The following is a 20,408-nucleotide window of genomic DNA, read 5'->3' as shown; positions in this document are numbered from 1 at the left end:
GATTGCGCCAATCAATCCTTGCGCAACCGAGGCGTATTGCCCTTGTCGTTCCCACGGTCGTCGCCCCGGGTATCGGCCTCGATCGACTCGTGCTCGATCGGTTCGGCATCCGAAATCGGAGCGTCCACGATCCGCTCGCGGACGACCAGTCGCGACCACGTGGTGACCACACCGGGAGCGATCTCGAGTTCGATCGTTTCGTCGTTCAAACCGACGACCATTCCGTGCAGACCTGAGGTCGTGAGAACGCGGTCTCCCACCGAGAGTGAATCCTGGAGAGCGGTCGTCTTTGCCGCCTCCTTCTTCTGTCGGCGGATCCCCAGGAACATCGGGACGAGCAGCGCCAGAATCAGGAGCGGGAAGAGAAAATCCATCAGTCAGTCAACCTCGAGGTATGTCGAACGGTCGTTAGCATTGGCCCCGGTTGGGCCGATGCAGGACACCAGTGTGCCATTACCGGGCCAAACAGCGGTTCGGGCGGGCACGATGCGGGCATTTCGCCCACCTGATCATGCGCCCCCCGGATCGAACATTTCTGGATCGAACACTTCTGGATCGAACAATGCGGACTGAGGTTCATTGACCCGGACTTCGATTCCCCCCGTTACCGCGTCCGGTGGAGGCGTGAGCCCCAACTGGATCCATGCGGCCGCGGTGGCGACACGTCCGCGCGGCGTTCGAGCGATCATCCCGGCTCGCACCAGGAAGGGCTCACAAACCTCTTCGACGGTGGCCGGCTCTTCACCGACGGCTACGGCGAGAGTGGAAACACCAACCGGTCCGCCGCCGAAACTTCGCACCAGAGCGCTGAGAACAGACCGATCAAGTCGGTCCAGGCCCAACTGGTCGACATCATACACCGCAAGGGCCGCGCGGGCGATCCCACAGGTGACGACGCCATCCGCTCGGACTTCCGCGTAGTCCCGAACCCGGCGGAGCAGGCGGTTCGCGATACGGGGCGTGCCCCGGGACCGGCGGGCGATCTCGGCGCCCGCCTCCTCACCCAGTTGCACTCCGAGGATGCCCGCCGAGCGCATGAGGATCTGCCGCAGTTCTGCGGGTTCGTAGAAATCCATGTGTGCGGTGAAACCGAAACGATCGCGCAGGGGCCCGGTCAGCGCGCCTGAGCGTGTCGTGGCGCCGACCAGTGTGAACGGCGCAACTTCCAGTGGGATCGAGGTGGCGCCGGGGCCCTTGCCGACCACGACGTCGACCCGGAAGTCCTCCATCGCGAGGTACAGCATCTCCTCGGCGGGACGGGCGATGCGATGAATCTCGTCGATGAACAGCACGTCGCCCTCGACGAGGTTGCTGAGCATCGCAGCCAGGTCGCCCGCGCGTTCGAGCGCCGGCCCCGACGTCAGCCTGAGCGAGGAGTCCAGTTCGGCGGCAATGATCATCGCCATGCTGGTCTTGCCCAGACCCGGCGGTCCCGACAGCAGGATGTGGTCGGGTGTGCCACCGCGCATTTTGGCTCCGGTGAGCACCAGTTGCAACTGTTCCCGCACGCGAGGCTGCCCGATGAAATCGTGGAGGCTCTTCGGCCGCAAACTCGATTCGATGTCGCCGTCGCCGCTGACGAGTTCGGCAGAGACCGCCGATTCCTCGTCGTAGTCTTCCGTGTCTTCCCTGGGTTCGAGATTCATCTCGTCTTCCCGAGAAGCGAGAGTGCTGAACGCAGCGCCGACGAAGTGGTCGACTCAGGCGTTTCGGCGAGGACGGAATCCGTAGCCTGTTCGGCCTGCTTGGCCGGGAAGCCGAGTCCGATCAGGGCCTCGACGATCTGGTCGCGAACCGACCCGCTCCCGTTCCCGCCGAACGGCACGGCCCCGGAGGTGGACGCGGCCACCTCGACCTTGTCGCGCAGTTCGACAACCATCCGCTCAGCGCCGCGTTTACCTATACCGGGCACCCTGGTGAGCGCCGAGACGTTGCCTTCGGCCAGCGCCGCCCGCAGGGCTTCGGGTTCGAGCACGGCGAGGGTGGCCATGGCCAGGCGGGGGCCGACACCCGAAACGGTCTGCAGGAGCCCGAACAGATCCTTGGACTCGGCATCGGGGAACCCATAAAGCGTCATCGAGTCCTCGCGCACGATCATCGCTGTGACCAGTCGGGCCTCGGTTCCGCGATACAGGCCGCCGAGGGTCGCCGGCGTCGCATTGACGCGGTATCCCACTCCTCCGGATTCGATCACCGCATGGTCGAGGGCGATCTCGAGCACCTCGCCGCGGACGGACGCGATCATGTTGGACCTGCCTTCTTGAGCTCAGCCAGCCGGGCCTGGTAGCGGCGTTTCTGCTCGGCTGCCGCGGCCTCGGCGCGGGCCATGCGTTCGATCATCGGCGCCCGCCAGCAGTGGCAAATCGCCAACGCCAGTGCATCTGCCGCGTCGGCGGGCTTGGGCGCGGCAGACAACTTGAGAATTCGCGTCACCATGGCGGTCACCTGGGCTTTGTCGGCCGAACCGCTGCCTGTGACCGCCGCCTTCACTTCACTGGGGGTATGGAAGCACACGGAGATGCCGCGGCGCGCGGCGGCGAGGGCCACGACGCCGCCGGCCTGGGCCGTGCCCATAGCGGTGCGTACGTTGTGCTGGGAGAACACCCGCTCGACCGCGACCACCTCTGGTCGGTACAGATCGATCCACTCATCGGCCGCCTCGGAGATCCTCAGCAACCGGGACGACAACTCCAGGTCTGTCGGAGTTCGGACCACGTCGACAGCCACGGCAGTGACGGTACGACCACTTCCGCCGTCGACCACGCCGAACCCGCACCGGGTCAGACCGGGATCCACACCCAGCACACGCACGCAAAGCCACCTCTCCGATGCCGAACAACTGTTCGATAGCTTAGCGGCGGGGTCGGACGAGTCGGCGCACCAACACGCAGGACCACGGGCGGGCGAGCCCGCCTCCACACCCCGCCGTGCGTCGTTCAATCAGTCGTCGAGTTCCGCAAGGACCTCGTCGGACAGGTCGACGTTGGTATAGACGTTCTGCACGTCGTCGGACTCCTCGAGTGCATCGACGAGCTTGAAGACCTTTCGAGCGCCGTCGACGTCGACCGGAACCTCGACGGAAGCGCGGAAGTCCGCCTCGGCGGAGTCGTAGTCGATTCCAGCCTCCTGCAGAGCACTACGGACGGCGACGAGGTCGGTGGGCTCGCTCACGACCTCGAGTGTGTCGCCGAGATCGGTGACCTCTTCCGCACCTGCATCGAGGACCGCCATCAGTACGTCATCTTCGGACTGGTCACTCTTCTCTAGGGTGACGACACCCTTGCGGGTGAACAGGTAGGACACGGAGCCGGGGTCGGCCATGTTCCCGCCGTTGCGGGTCATTGCGGTACGAACCTCACCGGCCGCCCGGTTGCGGTTGTCCGTCAGGCACTCGATGAGGACGGCGACACCATTCGGGCCGTAGCCCTCGTACATGATGGTCTGCCAGTCGGCGCCGCCCGCTTCCTCACCGGCGCCGCGCTTGCGCGCGCGTTCGATGTTGTCGTTCGGGACCGACGTCTTCTTCGCCTTCTGGATGGCGTCGTACAGGGTGGGATTTCCCACAGGGTCGCCGCCGCCGGTACGGGCCGCCACCTCGATGTTCTTGATCAGCTTCGCAAAGGCTTTGCCACGCTTGGCATCGATCACAGCCTTCTTGTGCTTGGTGGTGGCCCATTTGGAGTGGCCGCTCATGCGATTCAAGCCCCTTTCCTGCTGCTTTTGGCACGCCGAATGCGCGGTTTCAGCTTTGACGATGCTACCCGCAGCCCGGTCGCTCCCGCGCGATCCTGCCGCAACAGGCTTGCATGTCCACTCATTGTTTGCATATAATGCACACATGTTGATGCGGGTCGACCACAGCTCCACCACGCCATTGGGTGAGCAGATCGCCGCAAACGTGCGTGGCGCGTTCATGCGCGGCGAGATCGGTGCGGGAGACCGCCTCCCCTCTGCCCGGGCGCTGGCCGAGTCCATCGACGTCAACCTCCATACAGTGTTGCGCGCCTATGCAGCACTGCGCGACGAGGGCCTGATCGACCTCCGCCGGGGCCGAGGCGCAGTCGTCCGCACCGACACGGACCCGGTTCGCACACGATTGACCGAAGCCGCGCGCGCCTTCGTGTCCGAGGCGAGACGCCTCGGACTCGACACCGACCAAATGCTCGACGTGATAAAGGAGATGACGCAACGATGACGATTTCCCGTACGCGCAAATTGGCTGCCGCCGCGGGCACGGCGTTACCTCTCCTCGCGCTGGTGATTGCGAGACTCGCTTGGGGTAGCGAACTTCCGCCCGTGGTGGCCAGCCACTGGTCCGGCATCGAACCCGATCGATTCAGCGACACCGTTACCTATTTCTGGATCGCACTCGCCGTCTGCGCCGGTGCTACGGTGATCGCCGGTGTCGTGGCCGCACAGGTTCACACCGACCACGTACCCTGGCTCTTCGCGAGCGCTCTCGCCGGGTGGACAGCAGCGTCGGTGTGGATCGTCAGCGTCGCAGCGACTCTGAATGCCGGCTCCCCAGAAGCCGCAACGCTCAGCTGGTGGTTCCTTGTTCCCGTAGTCGGCGGAATCCTTTGGGCAATAGCTATGTTCGCCCTGCTCCTTCGGTCGCCGCGCACCGCGCGGTACGGGCCCGCACCGACGTTGCCTGTCCCGCTGACGCCCGACGAGCGCGCAGCCTGGATCGGCTACGCCCGCGGCCGGTGGGCGGCGACTCTCGCCCTGACGATGGCCTTGGCTGCCGTCGTGTCCGCACTACTCGGAGCCATCTGGCTAGTCGCCGCGTTCCTCGTCCTCGCCGTAATCGGTGGCGCGTTCGCTTCGGTAACCGTGCAGATCGACCGCGGGGGCCTGAGCGTGTCCTCGTGGAATGTGCGATGGCGGAGGATCCCACTCGATTCCATCACTGAGGCGCAGGTGACCGTGGTCCGGCCCGGGGATTGGGGCGGCTGGGGTTATCGGTTCACGCCACGAGGGACCGCCGTCGTGATCCGTGGCGGTGAGGGAATTGTGTTGACCCGCACCGACGGCCGCCGTTTCGCAGTCACCGTCGACGCCGCCGAACAGGGCGCTGCCCTGCTCAATACCCTGGTAACGCCACGCCCTGCGAGCTAGGCCTCACGAACGATGTCGACGAACAACTCGTGCACCCGACGGTCCCCCGTCACCTCGGGGTGGAATGACGTGGCCATTGCAAGGCCCTGCCGCACCGCCACGATCCGTCCGGCGGCCGCGCCACCCGACTCGGGCACGCGGGCGAGAACCTGGACGTCGTTGCCGACCCGCTCGACCCAGGGAGCCCGGATGAAGACGGCGCGCAGCGGATCGCCCACGATGCCGTCGAAATCGAGGTCGGATTCGAAGGAATCGACCTGACGACCGAAGGCATTGCGCCGCACCGTCATATCGATCGCCCCGAGGTGTTGCGCGTCGGGTCGTGTGTCGAGGATCTTGCTCGCGAGCAGGATCATTCCGGCACAGGACCCGTAGGCAGGCAACCCGTCGCGCAGGCGCTCCTGCAGCGGTTCAAGGAGTTCGAAAATCTGCAGCAGCTTGCTCATCGTCGTCGACTCCCCGCCTGGAATGACCAGGCCGTCGATCTTCCCGAGCTCCTCCGGGCGACGGACACCCACGGCGTCGGCGCCCGAATCATTCAGTGCAGCCAGGTGTTCACGAACATCGCCCTGCAGGGCAAGCACTCCGACGAGGGGGCGGGTCATGCGAGGTTTCCCGTCTCGATGCCGCGCCTACCCTGATCACGCTGACCGCGGGTCAATCCCTCCTGAACGACGGCGGCGACCATCGAACCCTTCCGGTCGAACATCCGTCCCTGGGTGAGGGCGCGACCGAAGCCCGCAGACGGCGACGTCTGGTCGTAGAGCAACCACTCGTCGGCGCGGAAGGGGCGCAGGAACCACATCGCGTGGTCCAGAGACGCAGTCTGCGTCACCACGCCGCGGTGCGGCACCTTCGAGGCGCCGAGAAGCGTCATGTCGCTGAGGTAGGCCAGAGTGCAGACATGGAAGACCGGATCATCCGGAAGCTTTTCGCGGTAGCGCATCCACACGCGCTGCTGGGCGGCGATACCCGGAATCCTGTCGGTGGAATCGGCCGGAACGATCCGGACGTCCCAATCCTTCCATTCCTGGTAGAGCTCGGTGGCGGCGAATTCCTCGATGGTCTGCGCGTCGACGAGTTCTTCGGGTTCGGGCGCGGACGGCATCGTGACGTGGTGCTCTATCCCGGTGTCCGCGGTGTGAAACGAAGCCGACATGGTAAAGATCGCGTTGCCGTCCTGGATGCCGGTGACGTGCCTGGTGCAGAAGGACCGGCCGTCGCGAATCCGGTCGACCAGGTACACCGTGGGCGCCGACGGATTTCCCGGGCGCAAGAAGTACCCGTGCAGGGAATGGACCCGGAATTCCTCGTCGACGGTACGCACTGCGGAGACCAACGACTGACCCGCAACCTGACCACCGAAGGTCCGCTCGAGAACCGACGGATGAACAGCGCCGCGGAAGATGTCCTTCTCCAGCTTCTCGAGTTCGAGAATGTCCCCGATGCTCGCCATGTGCCCTCCTTTTGTGCCTGTTCAAGGTTATCTGCCGTCGTCGGCCTCGAGGCACCATAGGTGCCATGACGATGTTCACACCGACGAGCCCGGACGGTCTCGCCGCACTCGTCACCGAACGCTGCCTGGCGGTGGACGACATCGCCGTCGTCGCGATCGACGCACCGGACGCTGCGCACCCGATCCCCCTGGCCGATGCGGTGTGCGCGTCCCTGCGGGAGCGGGGGCGGCCTTGTGGTGTCGTGTCAGTCCACGACTACGTCCGGCCCGCATCGCTTCGGTTCGAGCACGGACGCGACGACGAACTCGCCTACCGCACCCGGTGGTTCGACTACGACGCTCTTCGGCGCGAGGTGGTGCAGTCCGTCCGCACGAACCGCAGGTGGTTGCCGCGCCTGTGGGACGAGGCCCGGGACCGGTCCGCCCGCTGCGCCCGGGTACCCGCCGCTGACGAGCAGGTGATTCTGGTGACCGGCCCGATGCTGCTCGGCCGGGACCTCGGTTTCGATGTCACCGTGCAACTCCACCTCAGTGAGGCGGCTTTGCGGCGCCACACCCCGCCCGACCGGCACTGGACCGTCGATGCGCTACTGCGCCGCAATGCCGACATCACGGAAGCACCGGACCTGCTAGTGCGCTACGACCATCCGTCGAAGCCCGCGGTGCGCGTCTCCCACTGAGGCCGTCAGTCAGTGCGGAGGAACCGCGTCAACCCCTCCTGCACCACAGCCGCGACCAGGTTTCCCGCCCGATCGAAGATCCGCCCTTGAGCCAGCGCTCGGCCGAACCCGGCGGACGGCGACGTCTGGTCGTACAGCAACCACTCATCCGCCCGGAACGGGCGCAGAAACCACAATGCGTGATCGAGCGACGCGGACTGCGTCACCACGCCGGGGTGCGGCACCTTCGATGCGCCGAGGAGCGTCATATCGCTCATGTAGGCCAGCGCACACACGTGGAAGACGGGGTCGTCGGGTAGCGCCCTGCGGGAGCGGAACCACACCTGCTGCTGAGCGGCGGCGCCGGAACGACGGTCGATCTCGCCATCCCCGACCATCCGGATGTCCCAATCCGACCATTCACGGGCCAGCCACGCAATCGCAGGGTCCTCGGAGTCGCGGGCGAACGGCAACATGTCCGGCGGCGGGACCACGGGCATCTCGTCCTGGTGCTCGATGCCCTCGTCTGCAACCTGAAACGACGCCGACATGGTGAAGATCGCCTGGCCGTCCTGCACTGCACTGACCCGCCTGGTGACGAACGACCGACCGTCCCGGATCCGGTCCACGAGGTACACAATCGGCATCGTGGGCTTGCCGGGGCGCAGGAAGTAACCGTGGAGCGAATGCACCGAGAATAGCGGATCGACGGTGCGGACGGCAGAGACCAGCGCCTGACCGGCCACCTGCCCACCGAACGTCCGGGGAAGTGTGGTCTCGGTCGCGATTCCTCGAAAGATGTTCTCCTCGAGGTATTCCACTTCGAGAATCTCTTCGATCGTCGCCATCCGTGACCTCTTCCCATGCTCGTTCCACTGACACTCTCACACCGGTAAGAGCCTTCGAATCACGCGATGATCGCGGGTGTCACCAGCCGCGCTCGGCAAGGCGGTGCGGGACGGGGATGTCGTCGACGTTGATGCCGACCATCGCCTCACCTAGCCCGCGGGAAACCTTCGCGAGCACATCCGGGTCATCGAAGAACGTGGTGGCCTTCACGATCGCCACAGCCCGCTCGGCAGGGTTGTCGGACTTGAAGATGCCGGAGCCGACGAAAACGCCCTCGGCGCCCAGTTGCATCATCATCGCCGCGTCAGCCGGGGTCGCGATTCCGCCGGCGGTGAACATGGTGACCGGCAACTTGCCTGCCTTCGCGACCTCGACAACTAGATCGTAGGGGGCCTGCAATTCCTTGGCCGCCACGTACAGTTCGTCCGCGCTCAGTGAGGTCAACCGGCGGATCTCGCCGCCGATCGTGCGCATGTGGGTGGTGGCGTTGGACACGTCGCCGGTGCCCGCCTCACCCTTGGATCGGATCATCGCCGCACCCTCGGTGATCCGGCGCAGTGCCTCACCGAGATTGGTGGCGCCACACACGAAGGGGATGGTGAACTCCCACTTGTCGATGTGGTTGGCGTAGTCGGCGGGGGTGAGAACCTCGGACTCGTCGATGTAGTCGACACCGAGCGACTGCAGGATCTGCGCCTCGACGAAGTGACCGATGCGAGCCTTGGCCATCACCGGGATGGACACAGCGGAGATGATGCGGTCGATCATGTCCGGGTCGCTCATCCGGGAGACGCCGCCCTGGGCGCGAATGTCCGCGGGAACACGCTCGAGTGCCATGACCGCCACGGCACCTGCATCCTCGGCGACCTTCGCCTGGTCGGGGGTGACGACATCCATGATGACCCCGCCCTTCAGCATCTCGGCCATGCCGCGTTTGACGCGCGCCGTACCGGTGGTGGGAGTGGTGTCGGGGGTGCTCACAGCGGTCTCCTGGTTGGGGCCTTGGTGGACTTCGATGACGATTGACTTCTATGACGATTGACTTCGATGACGGCATGCGTGCAGGACGAGATTCACGCTGCATTACCTGATTCTAGGACGACGGGTCGCGCCGTTCCGTAGCCAGTCGGCTTTTGCTGGCTTTCTCCGGACCGCGCGAGCGTTGCTCACGTTATCGCGCGCACCTCGGGATCGTCCGTGGACGAGGCGACCGCGCCCGCCTCGTCCAGCAGATCCGCCAGATCGTGCGGGTAAACGGGCTCACCTGATGCGGCCAGTTCGCGGATTGCGTCCGCAGTGCACCACCGGTGGCCGGTTATCGTGCGTTCCTCGAATTCGGTGAAACCATCGCGGTGCGCATCGAATCTGCCTGCGCGTAGGGCGAAGAACAACTCCTCCGAGCGGATGAGCTGACCGTTCCAGGAGAAAATTGCCACCCGACGCCACATCGGTCCGCGTAGCGAATCGGCGGAAGCGATGTGCCCGGTCTCCTCGGCGATCTCCCGCACCGCCGCGGCGCGCAGGTTCTCCCCCTGTTCGACGGCACCGCCGACGGTGAACCAGTAGTAGACGTCAGGAACGGTCGGATCGTGCCCTCTGAGCAGCAGAACCCGACCCTGGTCGTCCAGCAGGACCACCCTGGCGGACGTCCTCACCGAATCGAGCGCCAGGCCCTCGGTGACCGCGGCAGCGGACGACCGTTCGGTGATCTCGAAATACGTGGGCAAGGGGGCCATGCCACCCAGATGCAGCCATCGAACCGGTCGGCGCGTCCGCAGTGCCAGGGTGTCACGGACGGCGTCGTTGTGGAACCGGCGGGCGATCAGCACCCTGGCCTCGGCGTCTGCCAGTTCGGCTACCAATTGCGGTCGCAGGTTCTCCAGGTCGAGGGAGGACAGCGCGCTCGACAACGCGTTCTCGGCGACTTCTCGTTCGACCCTGTCGGACCGTTCTGCCCGGGCGGCAAGCGCCGCGAGGGACCGGCCCTCGGGTGGATCCAACGCCGCCACCGCTGCCCGCACGACCACGGCCCGTCGGGCGAGTGCCGCGTCGAGGGCCTGCCAGCACAGGTCGGAGCGGACGTGCAGACGGTCGAGTCGATTGGCCGTTCCATATGCCCACAGCCCCACGGCAAGCACGACGGCTACTGCGAGAGCGAGAACCAGGATCGTGAGGGCGGAAAACGTCACGAGCCGACCTCCCGGACGCTGTCGCGGCCTACGGTGACCGTCTCGTATACGCGCAGGATCTGCTCGGCCACCACCGGCCAGTCGTATTCACTGACCACGGCTCGGCCGACATCGACGATCGCGGCGCGGCGCTCGGGGTCGCCCAGCACAGCGTCGATCCCTGCGGCGAGCGCCGCAGCGTCACCGACCGGTACCAGCACGCCGGCCTGTCCGTCCCGCAGGACCCGGCGGAACGCATCCAGTTCGCTCGCCACAACCGCCGACCCGGCGGACATCGCCTCCACGAGCACGATTCCGAAGCTCTCACCGCCGAGGTTGGGCGCGCAGTACACGTCGGCGCTCCGCAATGCGGAAGCCTTCTCCGCGTCGTCGACCTGGCCGAGGAGACGCAAGTACCCGAACAGGGGCCCAGCCTCGCGGCGCAATTTGTCCACGTCGCCGCGGCCGACCACCAGCACCTCGAGGTCGGCATACTTCTCCACCAGCGTCGGCAGCGCCCGCAGCAGCACTTCCATGCCCTTGCGTGGCTCGTCATACCGTCCGAGGAACAGGACGGTGCGCCCGGCACGCGGATATCCGGGCAGCGGTTCGGCATTGGCGAACGCCTGGACGTCGACTCCGTTGGGGATCTCGACCGCGTCGGAACCGAGCGACTCCACCTGCCACCGACGCGCCAGTTCCGATACCGCGATCCGCCCACTGATCTTCTCCAGATACGGCTGAAGCACCGACTGGAACGTGCTCAGCACCAACGACTTCGTGGTCGAGGTGTGGAAGGTGGCCACAATCGGACCCTCGGCCACACGGAGTGCGAGCATAGACAGGCTCGGCGCGTTGGGCTCGTGGATATGCAGGACGTCGAAGTTGTTGTCGGAGATCCAGCGCCTGACCCGGGCGCTGGCGACCGGGCCGAAACTCAGCCGGGCCACCGACCCGTTGTACGGGATGGCGAGCGCCCGACCGGCGGAGACGACGAAGTCGGGCAGGTCGACGTCGTCGGAGGCCGGGGCCAAGACGCTCACCTTGTGCCCGCGCTCGATCAGCACCTGCGCGAGGTCCACGACGTGAGCCTGCACTCCGCCCGGGACATCGAGCGAGTACGGGCAGACCATTCCGATCTTCACGAATTCTCCATGCGCGAGCGCCTGCCCTGCGAGAGATCGCGGAGCCACAGCGGCTGAAGCATGTGCCAGTCCTCTGGGTGGGCCGCAATGTTGGTCTCGAACCGTTCCGCCAGTGCCTGTGTGGCCGCGGCCACGCCTGCCGTGGTGTCGACGGGCGGATCGATCCGGAATCCCCACCCATCGTCCGTGAACCAGCAGTGCGCGGACATCAGCGGCGCTCCGGTGTCGATCGCGAGCTTGGCCGGACCGGCCGGCATGCGCGTCGGCTCACCGAAGAAGGTGACGGGTACGCCCTTCCTTGCCAGATCTCGTTCACCGAGGAGGCAGACAATCGTGTTGTCCTGCAAGCGCGCCGAAAGTTCGGCGAATGGAGGGTGCTCCCCCCCGCTGAGCGGGAATATCTCGAATCCGAGACCCTCCCGGTAGTCCACGAAACGTCGGTACAGCGATTCAGGCTTCAGCCTCTCGGCGACAGTGGACAGGGCACCCCAGTGCTGCACGCACCACACCCCTCCCATGTCCCAGTTGCCGCTGTGCGGGAGTGCCACCACCGCCCCTTTGCCGTTCGCCTTCGCGGCATCGAGGTACTCCTTCCCCTCGACGAGGGCGTCGAGGGCGGCACCGGTCTTCACGAGGTCCATCGACGGAAGCCGGAACGCCTCGCGCCAGTAACGCGCGTAGGACCGAACCGACGCCTTCACGAGCGAATCCGGTACCTCCTCCGCAGGCACGCCCAGGACGCGGCCGAGGTTCCGGCGCAACTGCTCCGGCCCACCCTTGCGGACCGCGAAGTCCGCTCCCCTGTCGAACAGGGTCACGGCCACTCGCTCCGGCAGGGCACGTACCAGTCGCCAACCAGTCGCGTAACCCAGGTCGCTCAGGCGCTCCGAGACGTTCATTGCGCGGCCGACTGTCCGTCTTCGGACGTCGTGTCCGTTGCCGGCACGGGCAGAATGTCCCGTGCCCCAACCGACCCACGAACAGCAAGAACTCGCTGAAACACGGTAATCACACTCCCCACGGACAGCAACCACATGGCGACGTGAATCGCCCACGGGACGCCCAGTCCCGTCACACCCGCACCGACCAGCACCATGACCAGTCGGTCGGGTCGTTCGATGAGCCCACCGTCTGCAGACAGGCCGCTCGCCTCGGCACGCGCTTTCGCATACGAGATCACCTGTGAGGTGACGAGGCAGACGAGAGTCGCGACCAGCAGCGGTTTACTGTTCTCGTGATACACCGCCCACCAGGCGAGACCTGCAAAGATCGCACCGTCCGCCACCCTGTCGGAGGTGGCGTCGAGCACCGCGCCGAAACGGGTTCCGCCGCCGCGGGCGCGGGCCATCGCTCCGTCCAGCATGTCGAACATCACGAACAGCCAGATGACGATCGCGCCCCAGAGCAAATGCCCGCTGGGAAATAGCGTAACCGCACCGGCCACTGTCGCTACGGTGCCGATAATTGTGACGGAATCCGGGGTGAGCCCAGTCTTGACCAGGGCCTTCCCCAATGGTGCCGTCACCTTGGACACAGACGCCCGTCCGAAGAAGCTCAGCACCTCTCCACCCCGTCTTTCACCTCGTGCCAGAACCCCGTACGCGCAAGTCTGTGAACTCGCACGCTCTTCATCTATCGGTCACCCATTCCAGGCCTGCGCGAGTAGTTCTCTGGTCTCCCGCAATAGCTGCGGCATGACCTTGACCCCGGCGAGTACCGTGATGAAATTGGCGTCGCCGCCCCATCGAGGAACGATGTGCTGGTGCAAGTGTTCGGCGAGCGAGCCACCGGCCGCCGCACCCAGGTTCAGGCCGACGTTGAAACCGTCCGGCCGCGACACCCGCTTGATCACGCGCAGAGCCTGTTGCGTGAACGACATCAGTTCGGCGCTCTCTTCCGGCGTGAGGTCTTCCAATGCGGCAACCTTGCGATAGGGCACGACCATCAGGTGCCCCGGGTTGTATGGGTACAGGTTGAGCACCGCGTACACATGCTCTCCGCGTGCCACGATCAGCCCTTCCGCGTCATCCATCTTCGGAATGTCGATGAACGGCTCGCTCGAGGTTCCCCGCGACTTCGGGGCCTCAGCGATGTACGACATGCGGTGCGGCGACCAGATCCGCTGAAGGTGATCCGGCTCTCCCGGGCCTCGGTCGACGAGACGGCCCACGCCGCCGGACAATTCGTCGGCACTCACGTCTTCATCTCCGGCCATGCGAGTCACCCTTCCCCACCGGGTCGCAGCAACTCCGCTGTCGGCGAAGCGTTCTCGCGGCGAGCAATCCAGTCGATCACGATACGAACCGCATCGTCGACCGGCACCGAGTTGATCTGGCTCCCGTCGCGGAAACGGAAGCTGACAGCACCCGCCTCCACGTCGCGGGCACCCGCCAGGAGCATGAACGGCACCTTCTGAGCGGTGTTGTTGAAGATCTTCTTCTGCATCCGGTCGTCGCTCGCGTCGACCTCCGCACGGATTCCGGCCACCTTCAGCTGATCGACCACGCCGAAGAGGTGATCGGCGAAGGTCTCCGCCACCGGGATGCCCACTACCTGAACTGGCGCGAGCCAGGCCGGGAACGCACCCGCATAGTGCTCGGTCAGCACACCGAAGAACCGTTCGATAGAGCCGAACAGTGCGCGATGGATCATCACCGGACGTTGCTTGGTGCCATCGCTTGCGGTGTATTCGAGGTCGAAACGCTCGGGCAGATTGAAGTCGAGTTGAATGGTCGACATCTGCCACGTGCGCCCCAGTCCGTCCTGCACCTGCACCGAGATTTTGGGTCCGTAGAACGCGGCGCCCCCGGGGTCCGGCAGAAAGTTCAACCCTGATGCCTCCGCAACCTCAGCCAGCGTCGCCGTGGCTTCCTCCCAGACCGCGTCGTCACCGACGTACTTGTCCGGGTTCTTGGTCGACAACTCGAGGTAGAAGTCATCGAGGCCGTAGTCCTTCAACAGACCGAGAACGAACTGCAGGGCTGTGGTCAGTTCGTCGTGCATCTGCTCGCGGGTGCAGTAGATGTGCGCGTCGTCCTGCGTCATGCCGCGCACCCGGGTGAGTCCGTGGACGACACCCGACTTCTCGTACCGGTACACCGAGCCGAATTCGAACAGCCGCATGGGTAGTTCGCGATACGACCGACCGCGGGACCGGAAGATCAAGTTGTGCATCGGGCAGTTCATCGGCTTGAGGTAGTAGTCCTGGCCCGGCTTGCGCACGGTGCCGTCCTCGTTCAGTTCCTCGTCGATGTGCATCGCCGGGAACATGCCGTCGCGGTACCAGTCTAGGTGACCCGACACCTCGTACAGGTGACCCTTCGTGATGTGGGGAGTGTTGACGAACTCATACCCCTCCTCCACGTGGCGCTTACGTGAGTAGTCCTCCATCTCGATGCGAATGATGCCGCCCCTGGGATGGAACACGGGCAGACCGGAGCCGAGTTCGTCCGGGAAGCTGAACAGGTCCAGCTCCGACCCAAGCTTGCGGTGGTCGCGGCGCTCGGCCTCGGCGAGGAGTTCGAGGTGCCGATCCTGCGCCTCAGCCGACTCCCAGGCAGTGCCGTAGATGCGCTGCAGACCGGCATTGTCCTGGTTACCGCGCCAATACGCGGCGGAACTACGGGTGAGCTTGAACGCCGGGATGTGCTTCGTCGTGGGAATGTGCGGACCACGGCACAGGTCGCCCCAGATCTGCTCACCGGTCCGCGGATCCAGATTGTCGTAGATGGTGAGCTCGTTGCCGCCCACCTCCATGATCTCCGGATCGTCGATTCCCGACTTGTCGTCGATCAGTTCGAGCTTGAAGGGCTCCGCCGCCAACTCGGCGCGCGCCTGAACGAGCGACTCGACGACACGGCGCGAGAAGCGCTGCGATCCCTTGATGATCTTCTTCATCCGCTTCTCGAGACGTACCAGATCCTCGGGAGTGAACGGGCGATCGACAGCGAAGTCGTAGTAGAAACCGTCCTTGATGGGCGGGCCGATGCCGAGCTTGGCCTCGGGGAACTCCTGCTGGACGGCTTGAGCGAGCACGTGGGCCGCCGAGTGTCGGATGACGCTGCGGCCGTCGTCGGTGTCCGCCGCGACCGGTTCGACGTCGACGTCGACCTCGGGGGCCCAGGACAGATCCTTGAGTTCCCCGTCACCGTCGCGGACCACCACGACGACATCCGGGCCCTTGCTCGGGTAGCCGGCCTCCCGAACCGCTGTTCCGGCCGTAGTCCCCGCAGGCACCCGGACGAGGGTTGCTGAGGCGACAGGTACGGGGGTGGTCACGGCGATGCTCTCCTAGGTGGGTGTGCGGCGCAGACATGGTGAATACGCCAGCCCATGCTATCGGCCCAGCACTGGCACCCAACCACGCGTCCGGTTAGAGCGGGCTCTCCAACCATGAATAGTCGAGACCGACCCACGTTCCGAGCAGACGCAAGGTTCCGAGCAGCCACAGCGTGGCCAGTACGACGGCACACGTCAGCAGCGCGCTTACTCCCTTGACTACGAGCGACTTTCGCAAGAACCAGTCAATGAACTCGTCATAGCGTTTGCGCGCGTAATGCAGCAGCCGATGGGCCCACGCGAATTCGGAGGCAAGGATCCCGAGTCCCGTGAACACGATCAGCCAACCCGGCCCCGGATAGGGAATCGCCACGATGCCGGCTGCGAGTACCAGAGTTCCGATCACGCCCACCGCGACGCGATACGCGAAGTTGAGACTCGGTGTGGCGGCGATGTGCGCTCGCCACCTGTGCCAGCGCCCCTCCACCTCTTGGAACGGGGACAAATCCGAGTCATCCACTTTCTCGAACGCGGGTCCCCGCCCAGTTTTGCCGCCAGTCACCTATCCACCTTACCGGGCGCGACCTGCGGGGGTACCTCATAGCACCGTCGGCGTGCCGGTCACCGAATCTTGACAGAATTGATGCCACCCTTCGGCCGACCGCACACGAAAGCAGAAGAGGGCGTCTCCGATGCCGGAGACGCCCTCTTCTGCTGCTCGTGGTCCCGGCTGGGATCGAACCAGCGACCTTCCCGGTGTGAACGGGACGCTCTTCCACTGAGCCACGGGACCGAAACGCGCCAAACGTGCACGCTCGAACGAGTTGGAACATTAACACGGCCGACCGGCCGAACGAAAATCTCGGCGTCGAGAATTGCAGCAGCACCCACCCTCGACGGCCGGCGGTCAGGCAGCATCCATACGGAGTTCACGACCCGATCTCTTGACCTGCAGATTTGTGAGATTCGCGGATGGTCGGCTAATGTTCTCAACCGCACCACGGAGAACATTCTCCGCGATTTACGTGGTGCATGCGGACGTGGCGCAGCTGGTAGCGCACAACCTTGCCAAGGTTGGGGTCGCGGGTTCGAATCCCGTCGTCCGCTCGAGAGGTTGGACTCAACCTTCACGGTGGAGTGGCCGAGTGGTGAGGCAACGGCCTGCAAAGCCGTGCACACGGGTTCGATTCCCGTCTCCACCTCGCGCGATTAGCTCAGCGGGAGAGCGCTTCCCTGACACGGAAGAGGTCACTGGTTCAATCCCAGTATCGCGCACCGAGATAGATGTAAGACTGCTCGACAGCGAGGGGCCCCGAGCACGGGGCCTTTCGCGAATGCGGACGTGGCGCAGCTGGTAGCGCACAACCTTGCCAAGGTTGGGGTCGCGGGTTCGAATCCCGTCGTCCGCTCTCAATTCCTCATCCTGCGCGATTAGCTCAGCGGGAGAGCGCTTCCCTGACACGGAAGAGGTCACTGGTTCAATCCCAGTATCGCGCACCATTTCGGGTCAACCGAGAAGTTCAGCCCAGGTCATCGACCTGGGCTGAACTTCTTTCCGTATCAGGCCGCCTGCAACCTGTTGGCGCCGGAAATCATCGCGCGGAGAATCGATTCCGTGTGGGACTCATCGATTCCCATCGCCCACAGTCGGGTTCCGGCGCTCTCGCAGAGCAGGAACGTCGCGGTACGGTCCCCGATCTCGTGCTGATGGAACGACAAGATCTCGATCGAGCATCCGACGTCGTACAGCATCGAGGTCATGGCCGCGACGGGGCCGGACGCGTTCGCTCCGACCTTGCGGATGGATTCACCGATACCGAGGGTCGCCTCGAAGTCCGAGGTTCCCGGACCCGTCTTCGTCTCCGACCAACTGCCCAGCCGGAAAGTTCCGTTCGATGGCGCGTACGTATTCTCGAACGACGACCAGTTCATTCCGGTCGATTCGCCTCGGAGTGCCCGCGGCAACGACGAGGGAATGGGTGCAGCGAAAGAAGTGGAAGTGCTCATGCTCGTGGTCTTCCTGAAAGTAGGGAGGACCAACTCGTAGCTCAGCGACCCGCAGCGAGGGGTCGGTCCGGATCAGACCCCGCTACGGCGGAGAACTACGAGGATGCGCTGCATGGTTGACACTGTAGGCGACACCCGACCGACAAGACAAGCCCCGGTGTGCGAGCGCACGTAGAGTGTTCACACTCGGCCACAACCGGTAATTACACGGCACGATCTCCCCCACCAACCGCAACCAGGAGCACTCATATGCACACCCACCCCACCCGTTGCTTGGGCTTCCGCCCGTATCCTGAAGGCCCGGGTATCCGCACGTGACTCACGATGACACTTCAGGAAGCGAAGGACGCGGTGGATCAGCTGTGACTGTCGAAATCAACCCTGCCGGCATCTGGGATTCCGAGGCGATCGCCGATGTGGCAGCGGCAACGTTCCCGCTCGCCTGCCCGCCCGGAGCGACCCAGGACGACATCGCCGAATTCATCGACGACGTCCTATCGGCCGAACGGTTCTCCGAATACCTCACCGACCCGAACCGCACTGTCCTGAAGGTCACTCACGGAGGATCCATCGTCGGCTACGCGATGCTGATCGATGGCGAGCCTGCCGATCCGGAGGTCGGCAAGGTGGTGTCGCTGCGCCCGACCACTGAGATCAGCAAGCTCTACGTACTCCCCGGCAATCACGGGACCGGCGTTTCGGCCGCGATGATGAACGCGATCGTCGAACGCGCCGTCGACGCCGGGTGCGCCGGATTGTGGCTCGGGGTCAACCAGGAAAACATTCGCGCACAACGGTTTTACACGAAACACGGATTCAAGCGGGTGGGAACGAAAACGTTTGTCGTAGGCACCCAACTGCACCACGATTTCGTGATGCAGCGGGCGCTGTAACGAACCGCGCTCAGCTCGCCGCGACCTCGAAGCGTGAGAGCGCGAGCAGTCGCGACGTGGCGCGCAGATATTTCTTCCGGTATCCGCCGGCCAGCATCTCGGGCGTGAATATCGAGTCGAGCTTGGCGCCCGACACCGCGACCGGGATGCCCGCGTCGTACAGGCGGTCGGCGAGGACCACCAGTCGCAGCGCCACCGACTGGTCCTGGGCCGGGTGGATCTCGTCGAGGAAAACAGCCGGAATGCCCTCGACGAGCTTGTTGTAGCGGGACGGATGCAGCGTTCCGAGGTGCTTGCACAGCTCGTCGAAGTTGTCGAGGGTGGCGCCCGGGATGCACTCCGCGCGCTCGACGAGTTCCGCGGACGTCATCGGGTCGGGGGCCGGCGGAAGGTCACGGTGACGGTAGTCGGGTCCGTCGACTCGGATCGTCTCGAAGATGGAGCCCAGCTTCTTGATCTCGCGCAAAAAGTCCTGTGCCGCGAACCGGCCCTCGCCAAGCTGACCGGGCAGTGTGTTCGAGGTCGCGACGATGGACACACCGCGGGCCGACAGTTCCGACAACAGCCGGGATATCAGCATGGTGTCGCCCGGGTCGTCGAGTTCGAACTCGTCGATACAAACAACACTGTGATCGGACAGTTCTTCGACGACCTTGTTGAAGCCGAGAGCGCCTACTACATGCGTCAATTCGACGAACGTGCCCATCGCCTTGGGCGCCGGGACACTATGGAAGATGGAGGCTAGGAGGTGGGTCTTACCGACACCGAAGCCGCCGTCGAGGTAGAGGCCGGCACCGGCAGCCTGGGTCTTCCTACCGAACAGGCCGCGTCGCCCGCCATCACGGATCTTCGCAACCTTCTTCGCGAATTCCTCAGCCTTCTGGACCGCGGCGGTCTGACTGGGTTCTGCGGGGTCCGGGATATACGAAGCGAAGCTCACCTCGTCGAACATGGCCGGCGGCACCATCTGAGCTACCAACTGATCGGCCGGCACCATCGGGCTGCGATCGACAAGGCGTGCATGCATACACGAAGGGTATCCACGTGTTGTGATCAGCTACATGCACCGCGCACATATTGGGACCAACTTCACATCGGACGGCGGTGAGCTGACCGAGGACGCCCTGCGCGGCCTCTACGCGTACCCGAAGCACATTCCCGGTCCGTGGATCCGCGCCAATTTCGTGTGCAGCATCGACGGAGCCGTCTCCGTCGACGGCCGCAGCGGAGCGCTCGGAACCCCTGCGGACAAGCAGGTCTACGACACCCTGCGCGAGTTGGCCGACGTAGTCGTCGTGGGGGCGGGAACGGTGCGTACCGAGGACTACGGCGGCGTACGCATCGGCCCCGACGGTCGACAACGACGGGTCGAGTCAGGCATGTCGGACCTGCCGCCGATCGCGGTCGTCTCGGCCCGCGCCCATCTCGACCCACACTCACGCCTGTTCAACGACACCGAGGTCGCACCGATCGTCGTCACTTGCGCGGACGCGGACCCGGCACGGGTTGCGGACCTGACGAGCGCGGGAGCACGCGTGGTGACCGCCGGCGAACACGAGGTAACCAGCACCGGGCTGATCACCGCGTTGGACGGGTTGGGACTGCACAGGGTGCTCTGCGAAGGCGGCCCGAGCCTGTTCGGTCGGCTCGCCGGGGATGATGCCATCGACGAACTCTGCCTTACCACAGCACCCGTGCTCGCAGGTGGAACCGCGGGCCGCATCGCGACGTCGCCGCGCGCACAGGTCACCGCGATGGCTCCAGCGCACATCCTCATCGACTCTGACGGCACTGTCCTCACGAGATGGGTGCGGCTGCCCCGGCCGTGACGG

General features: G+C 65.0%; 23 protein-coding genes and 6 tRNA genes. 10 read left to right on the top strand and 19 right to left on the bottom strand.

Going from position 1 to position 20,408, the window contains the following annotated elements:
- Positions 1-11: 11 nt before the first annotated feature.
- The 5 genes from yajC to RM2_RS18755 all read right to left on the bottom strand — a co-directional run bounded on the left by yajC (position 12) and on the right by RM2_RS18755 (position 3,693).
- Positions 12-374 (bottom strand): preprotein translocase subunit YajC, encoded by a 363-nt coding sequence (yajC, locus tag RM2_RS18775; protein ID WP_072691055.1) that lies wholly within the window; start codon positions 372-374, stop codon positions 12-14.
- Between the two features lie 135 nt (positions 375-509).
- On the bottom strand, positions 510-1,646 hold the full coding sequence (gene ruvB, locus RM2_RS18770) for a Holliday junction branch migration DNA helicase RuvB (protein ID WP_072691054.1): 1,137 nt from the start codon (positions 1,644-1,646) through the stop codon (positions 510-512).
- Positions 1,643-2,245 (bottom strand): Holliday junction branch migration protein RuvA, encoded by a 603-nt coding sequence (ruvA, locus tag RM2_RS18765; RefSeq protein WP_072691053.1) that lies wholly within the window; start codon positions 2,243-2,245, stop codon positions 1,643-1,645. Before ruvA ends, ruvB begins: the two co-directional genes overlap by 4 nt.
- A complete protein-coding gene (gene ruvC / locus RM2_RS18760) occupies positions 2,242-2,811 on the bottom strand; it encodes a crossover junction endodeoxyribonuclease RuvC (protein ID WP_072691052.1) in 570 nt (189 codons plus the stop codon). The genes ruvA and ruvC overlap by 4 nt, the downstream gene beginning before the upstream one ends.
- 129 nt (positions 2,812-2,940) lie before the next feature.
- Positions 2,941-3,693 carry a YebC/PmpR family DNA-binding transcriptional regulator gene (locus RM2_RS18755; RefSeq protein ID WP_072691051.1) on the bottom strand — a complete coding sequence of 251 codons (753 nt, stop codon included), beginning with the start codon at positions 3,691-3,693 and terminating at the stop codon, positions 2,941-2,943.
- 145 nt (positions 3,694-3,838) lie between these two features.
- On the opposite strand from RM2_RS18755, the gene RM2_RS18750 reads away from it, so the two are divergent.
- Positions 3,839-4,195 carry a GntR family transcriptional regulator gene (locus RM2_RS18750; protein WP_072691050.1) on the top strand — a complete coding sequence of 119 codons (357 nt, stop codon included), beginning with the start codon at positions 3,839-3,841 and terminating at the stop codon, positions 4,193-4,195.
- Positions 4,192-5,121, top strand: coding sequence for a hypothetical protein (locus tag RM2_RS18745; protein WP_072691049.1), 930 nt, complete (start codon positions 4,192-4,194; stop codon positions 5,119-5,121). Before RM2_RS18750 ends, RM2_RS18745 begins: the two co-directional genes overlap by 4 nt.
- On the opposite strand, the gene pdxT is transcribed toward RM2_RS18745, so the two are convergent.
- Together pdxT and RM2_RS18735 are read right to left on the bottom strand one after the other, a co-directional pair.
- Positions 5,118-5,726, bottom strand: a complete 609-nt coding sequence (gene pdxT / locus RM2_RS18740) for a pyridoxal 5'-phosphate synthase glutaminase subunit PdxT (RefSeq protein ID WP_072691048.1) — start codon at positions 5,724-5,726, stop codon at positions 5,118-5,120. The genes RM2_RS18745 and pdxT overlap by 4 nt on opposite strands.
- Positions 5,723-6,577: an acyl-CoA thioesterase gene (locus tag RM2_RS18735; protein WP_072691047.1), complete on the bottom strand. Its 855-nt coding sequence runs from the start codon at positions 6,575-6,577 to the stop codon at positions 5,723-5,725. The genes pdxT and RM2_RS18735 overlap by 4 nt, the downstream gene beginning before the upstream one ends.
- A 65-nt stretch (positions 6,578-6,642) precedes the next feature.
- Here RM2_RS18735 and RM2_RS18730 point away from each other — a divergent pair, with 65 nt between their 5' ends.
- A complete protein-coding gene (locus tag RM2_RS18730) occupies positions 6,643-7,257 on the top strand; it encodes a nucleoside/nucleotide kinase family protein (RefSeq protein ID WP_072691046.1) in 615 nt (204 codons plus the stop codon).
- Positions 7,258-7,262: 5 nt separating this feature from the next.
- Here RM2_RS18730 and RM2_RS18725 read toward each other — a convergent pair whose 3' ends face one another.
- The 10 genes from RM2_RS18725 to RM2_RS18680 form a co-directional block, all read right to left on the bottom strand.
- Positions 7,263-8,084, bottom strand: coding sequence for an acyl-CoA thioesterase (locus tag RM2_RS18725; RefSeq protein ID WP_072691045.1), 822 nt, complete (start codon positions 8,082-8,084; stop codon positions 7,263-7,265).
- Between the two features lie 79 nt (positions 8,085-8,163).
- Positions 8,164-9,066, bottom strand: coding sequence for a pyridoxal 5'-phosphate synthase lyase subunit PdxS (gene pdxS, locus RM2_RS18720; RefSeq protein ID WP_072691044.1), 903 nt, complete (start codon positions 9,064-9,066; stop codon positions 8,164-8,166).
- 185 nt (positions 9,067-9,251) lie between these two features.
- On the bottom strand, positions 9,252-10,274 hold the full coding sequence (locus tag RM2_RS18715) for an NUDIX hydrolase (protein WP_072691043.1): 1,023 nt from the start codon (positions 10,272-10,274) through the stop codon (positions 9,252-9,254).
- Entirely contained in the window at positions 10,271-11,398 is a 1,128-nt protein-coding gene (locus RM2_RS18710; RefSeq protein WP_072691042.1) for a glycosyltransferase family 4 protein, read from the bottom strand. The genes RM2_RS18715 and RM2_RS18710 overlap by 4 nt, the downstream gene beginning before the upstream one ends.
- Positions 11,395-12,297 carry a phosphatidylinositol mannoside acyltransferase gene (locus RM2_RS18705; protein ID WP_072691041.1) on the bottom strand — a complete coding sequence of 301 codons (903 nt, stop codon included), beginning with the start codon at positions 12,295-12,297 and terminating at the stop codon, positions 11,395-11,397. The genes RM2_RS18710 and RM2_RS18705 overlap by 4 nt, the downstream gene beginning before the upstream one ends.
- Positions 12,294-12,959 carry a phosphatidylinositol phosphate synthase gene (gene pgsA, locus RM2_RS18700; RefSeq protein ID WP_072691040.1) on the bottom strand — a complete coding sequence of 222 codons (666 nt, stop codon included), beginning with the start codon at positions 12,957-12,959 and terminating at the stop codon, positions 12,294-12,296. Before pgsA ends, RM2_RS18705 begins: the two co-directional genes overlap by 4 nt.
- Positions 12,960-13,037: 78 nt before the next feature.
- Positions 13,038-13,613, bottom strand: coding sequence for an ATP adenylyltransferase (locus tag RM2_RS18695; protein ID WP_072691064.1), 576 nt, complete (start codon positions 13,611-13,613; stop codon positions 13,038-13,040).
- Positions 13,614-13,618: 5 nt separating this feature from the next.
- Positions 13,619-15,676, bottom strand: coding sequence for a threonine--tRNA ligase (gene thrS, locus RM2_RS18690; protein ID WP_072691039.1), 2,058 nt, complete (start codon positions 15,674-15,676; stop codon positions 13,619-13,621).
- Between the two features lie 94 nt (positions 15,677-15,770).
- The gene (locus RM2_RS18685) at positions 15,771-16,196 is read right to left on the bottom strand and encodes a TIGR02611 family protein (protein WP_072691038.1); all 426 of its coding nucleotides are present in this window, start codon (positions 16,194-16,196) and stop codon (positions 15,771-15,773) included.
- A 201-nt stretch (positions 16,197-16,397) separates the two neighbouring features.
- Positions 16,398-16,469: transfer RNA gene (locus RM2_RS18680), tRNA-Val, on the bottom strand.
- A gap of 241 nt (positions 16,470-16,710) precedes the next feature.
- Between RM2_RS18680 and RM2_RS18675 the strand changes: the two genes are divergently transcribed.
- The 5 genes from RM2_RS18675 (at position 16,711) to RM2_RS18655 (ending at position 17,176) form a co-directional block, all read left to right on the top strand.
- Positions 16,711-16,783, top strand: a tRNA-Gly gene (locus tag RM2_RS18675).
- A 24-nt stretch (positions 16,784-16,807) separates the two neighbouring features.
- Positions 16,808-16,878: transfer RNA gene (locus RM2_RS18670), tRNA-Cys, on the top strand.
- A gap of 1 nt (position 16,879) precedes the next feature.
- Positions 16,880-16,951 (top strand) — tRNA-Val (locus tag RM2_RS18665).
- Positions 16,952-17,012: 61 nt separating this feature from the next.
- Positions 17,013-17,085 (top strand) — tRNA-Gly (locus RM2_RS18660).
- 16 nt (positions 17,086-17,101) lie between these two features.
- Positions 17,102-17,176: transfer RNA gene (locus RM2_RS18655), tRNA-Val, on the top strand.
- 60 nt (positions 17,177-17,236) lie between these two features.
- Here the strand turns inward: RM2_RS18655 and RM2_RS18650 are convergent.
- A complete protein-coding gene (locus tag RM2_RS18650; protein WP_072691037.1) occupies positions 17,237-17,683 on the bottom strand; it encodes an alpha-isopropylmalate synthase regulatory domain-containing protein in 447 nt (148 codons plus the stop codon).
- A 362-nt stretch (positions 17,684-18,045) separates the two neighbouring features.
- Between RM2_RS18650 and RM2_RS18645 the strand changes: the two genes are divergently transcribed.
- On the top strand, positions 18,046-18,576 hold the full coding sequence (locus RM2_RS18645) for a GNAT family N-acetyltransferase (protein ID WP_072691036.1): 531 nt from the start codon (positions 18,046-18,048) through the stop codon (positions 18,574-18,576).
- A gap of 10 nt (positions 18,577-18,586) precedes the next feature.
- Here the strand turns inward: RM2_RS18645 and zapE are convergent, their stop codons facing one another.
- Positions 18,587-19,603: a cell division protein ZapE gene (gene zapE / locus RM2_RS18640; protein ID WP_072691035.1), complete on the bottom strand. Its 1,017-nt coding sequence runs from the start codon at positions 19,601-19,603 to the stop codon at positions 18,587-18,589.
- Between the two features lie 34 nt (positions 19,604-19,637).
- Between zapE and RM2_RS18635 the strand changes: the two genes are divergently transcribed.
- Positions 19,638-20,405, top strand: coding sequence for a pyrimidine reductase family protein (locus RM2_RS18635; RefSeq protein ID WP_072691063.1), 768 nt, complete (start codon positions 19,638-19,640; stop codon positions 20,403-20,405).
- Positions 20,406-20,408 lie beyond the last annotated feature (3 nt).

The sequence above is a fragment of the Rhodococcus marinonascens NBRC 14363 genome (assembly GCF_001894885.1).
Classification (GTDB): domain Bacteria; phylum Actinomycetota; class Actinomycetes; order Mycobacteriales; family Mycobacteriaceae; genus Rhodococcus_F; species Rhodococcus_F marinonascens.
The sequence above is the reverse complement of the archived record's forward strand: the minus strand, read 5'-3'. Positions and strand labels throughout refer to the sequence as shown.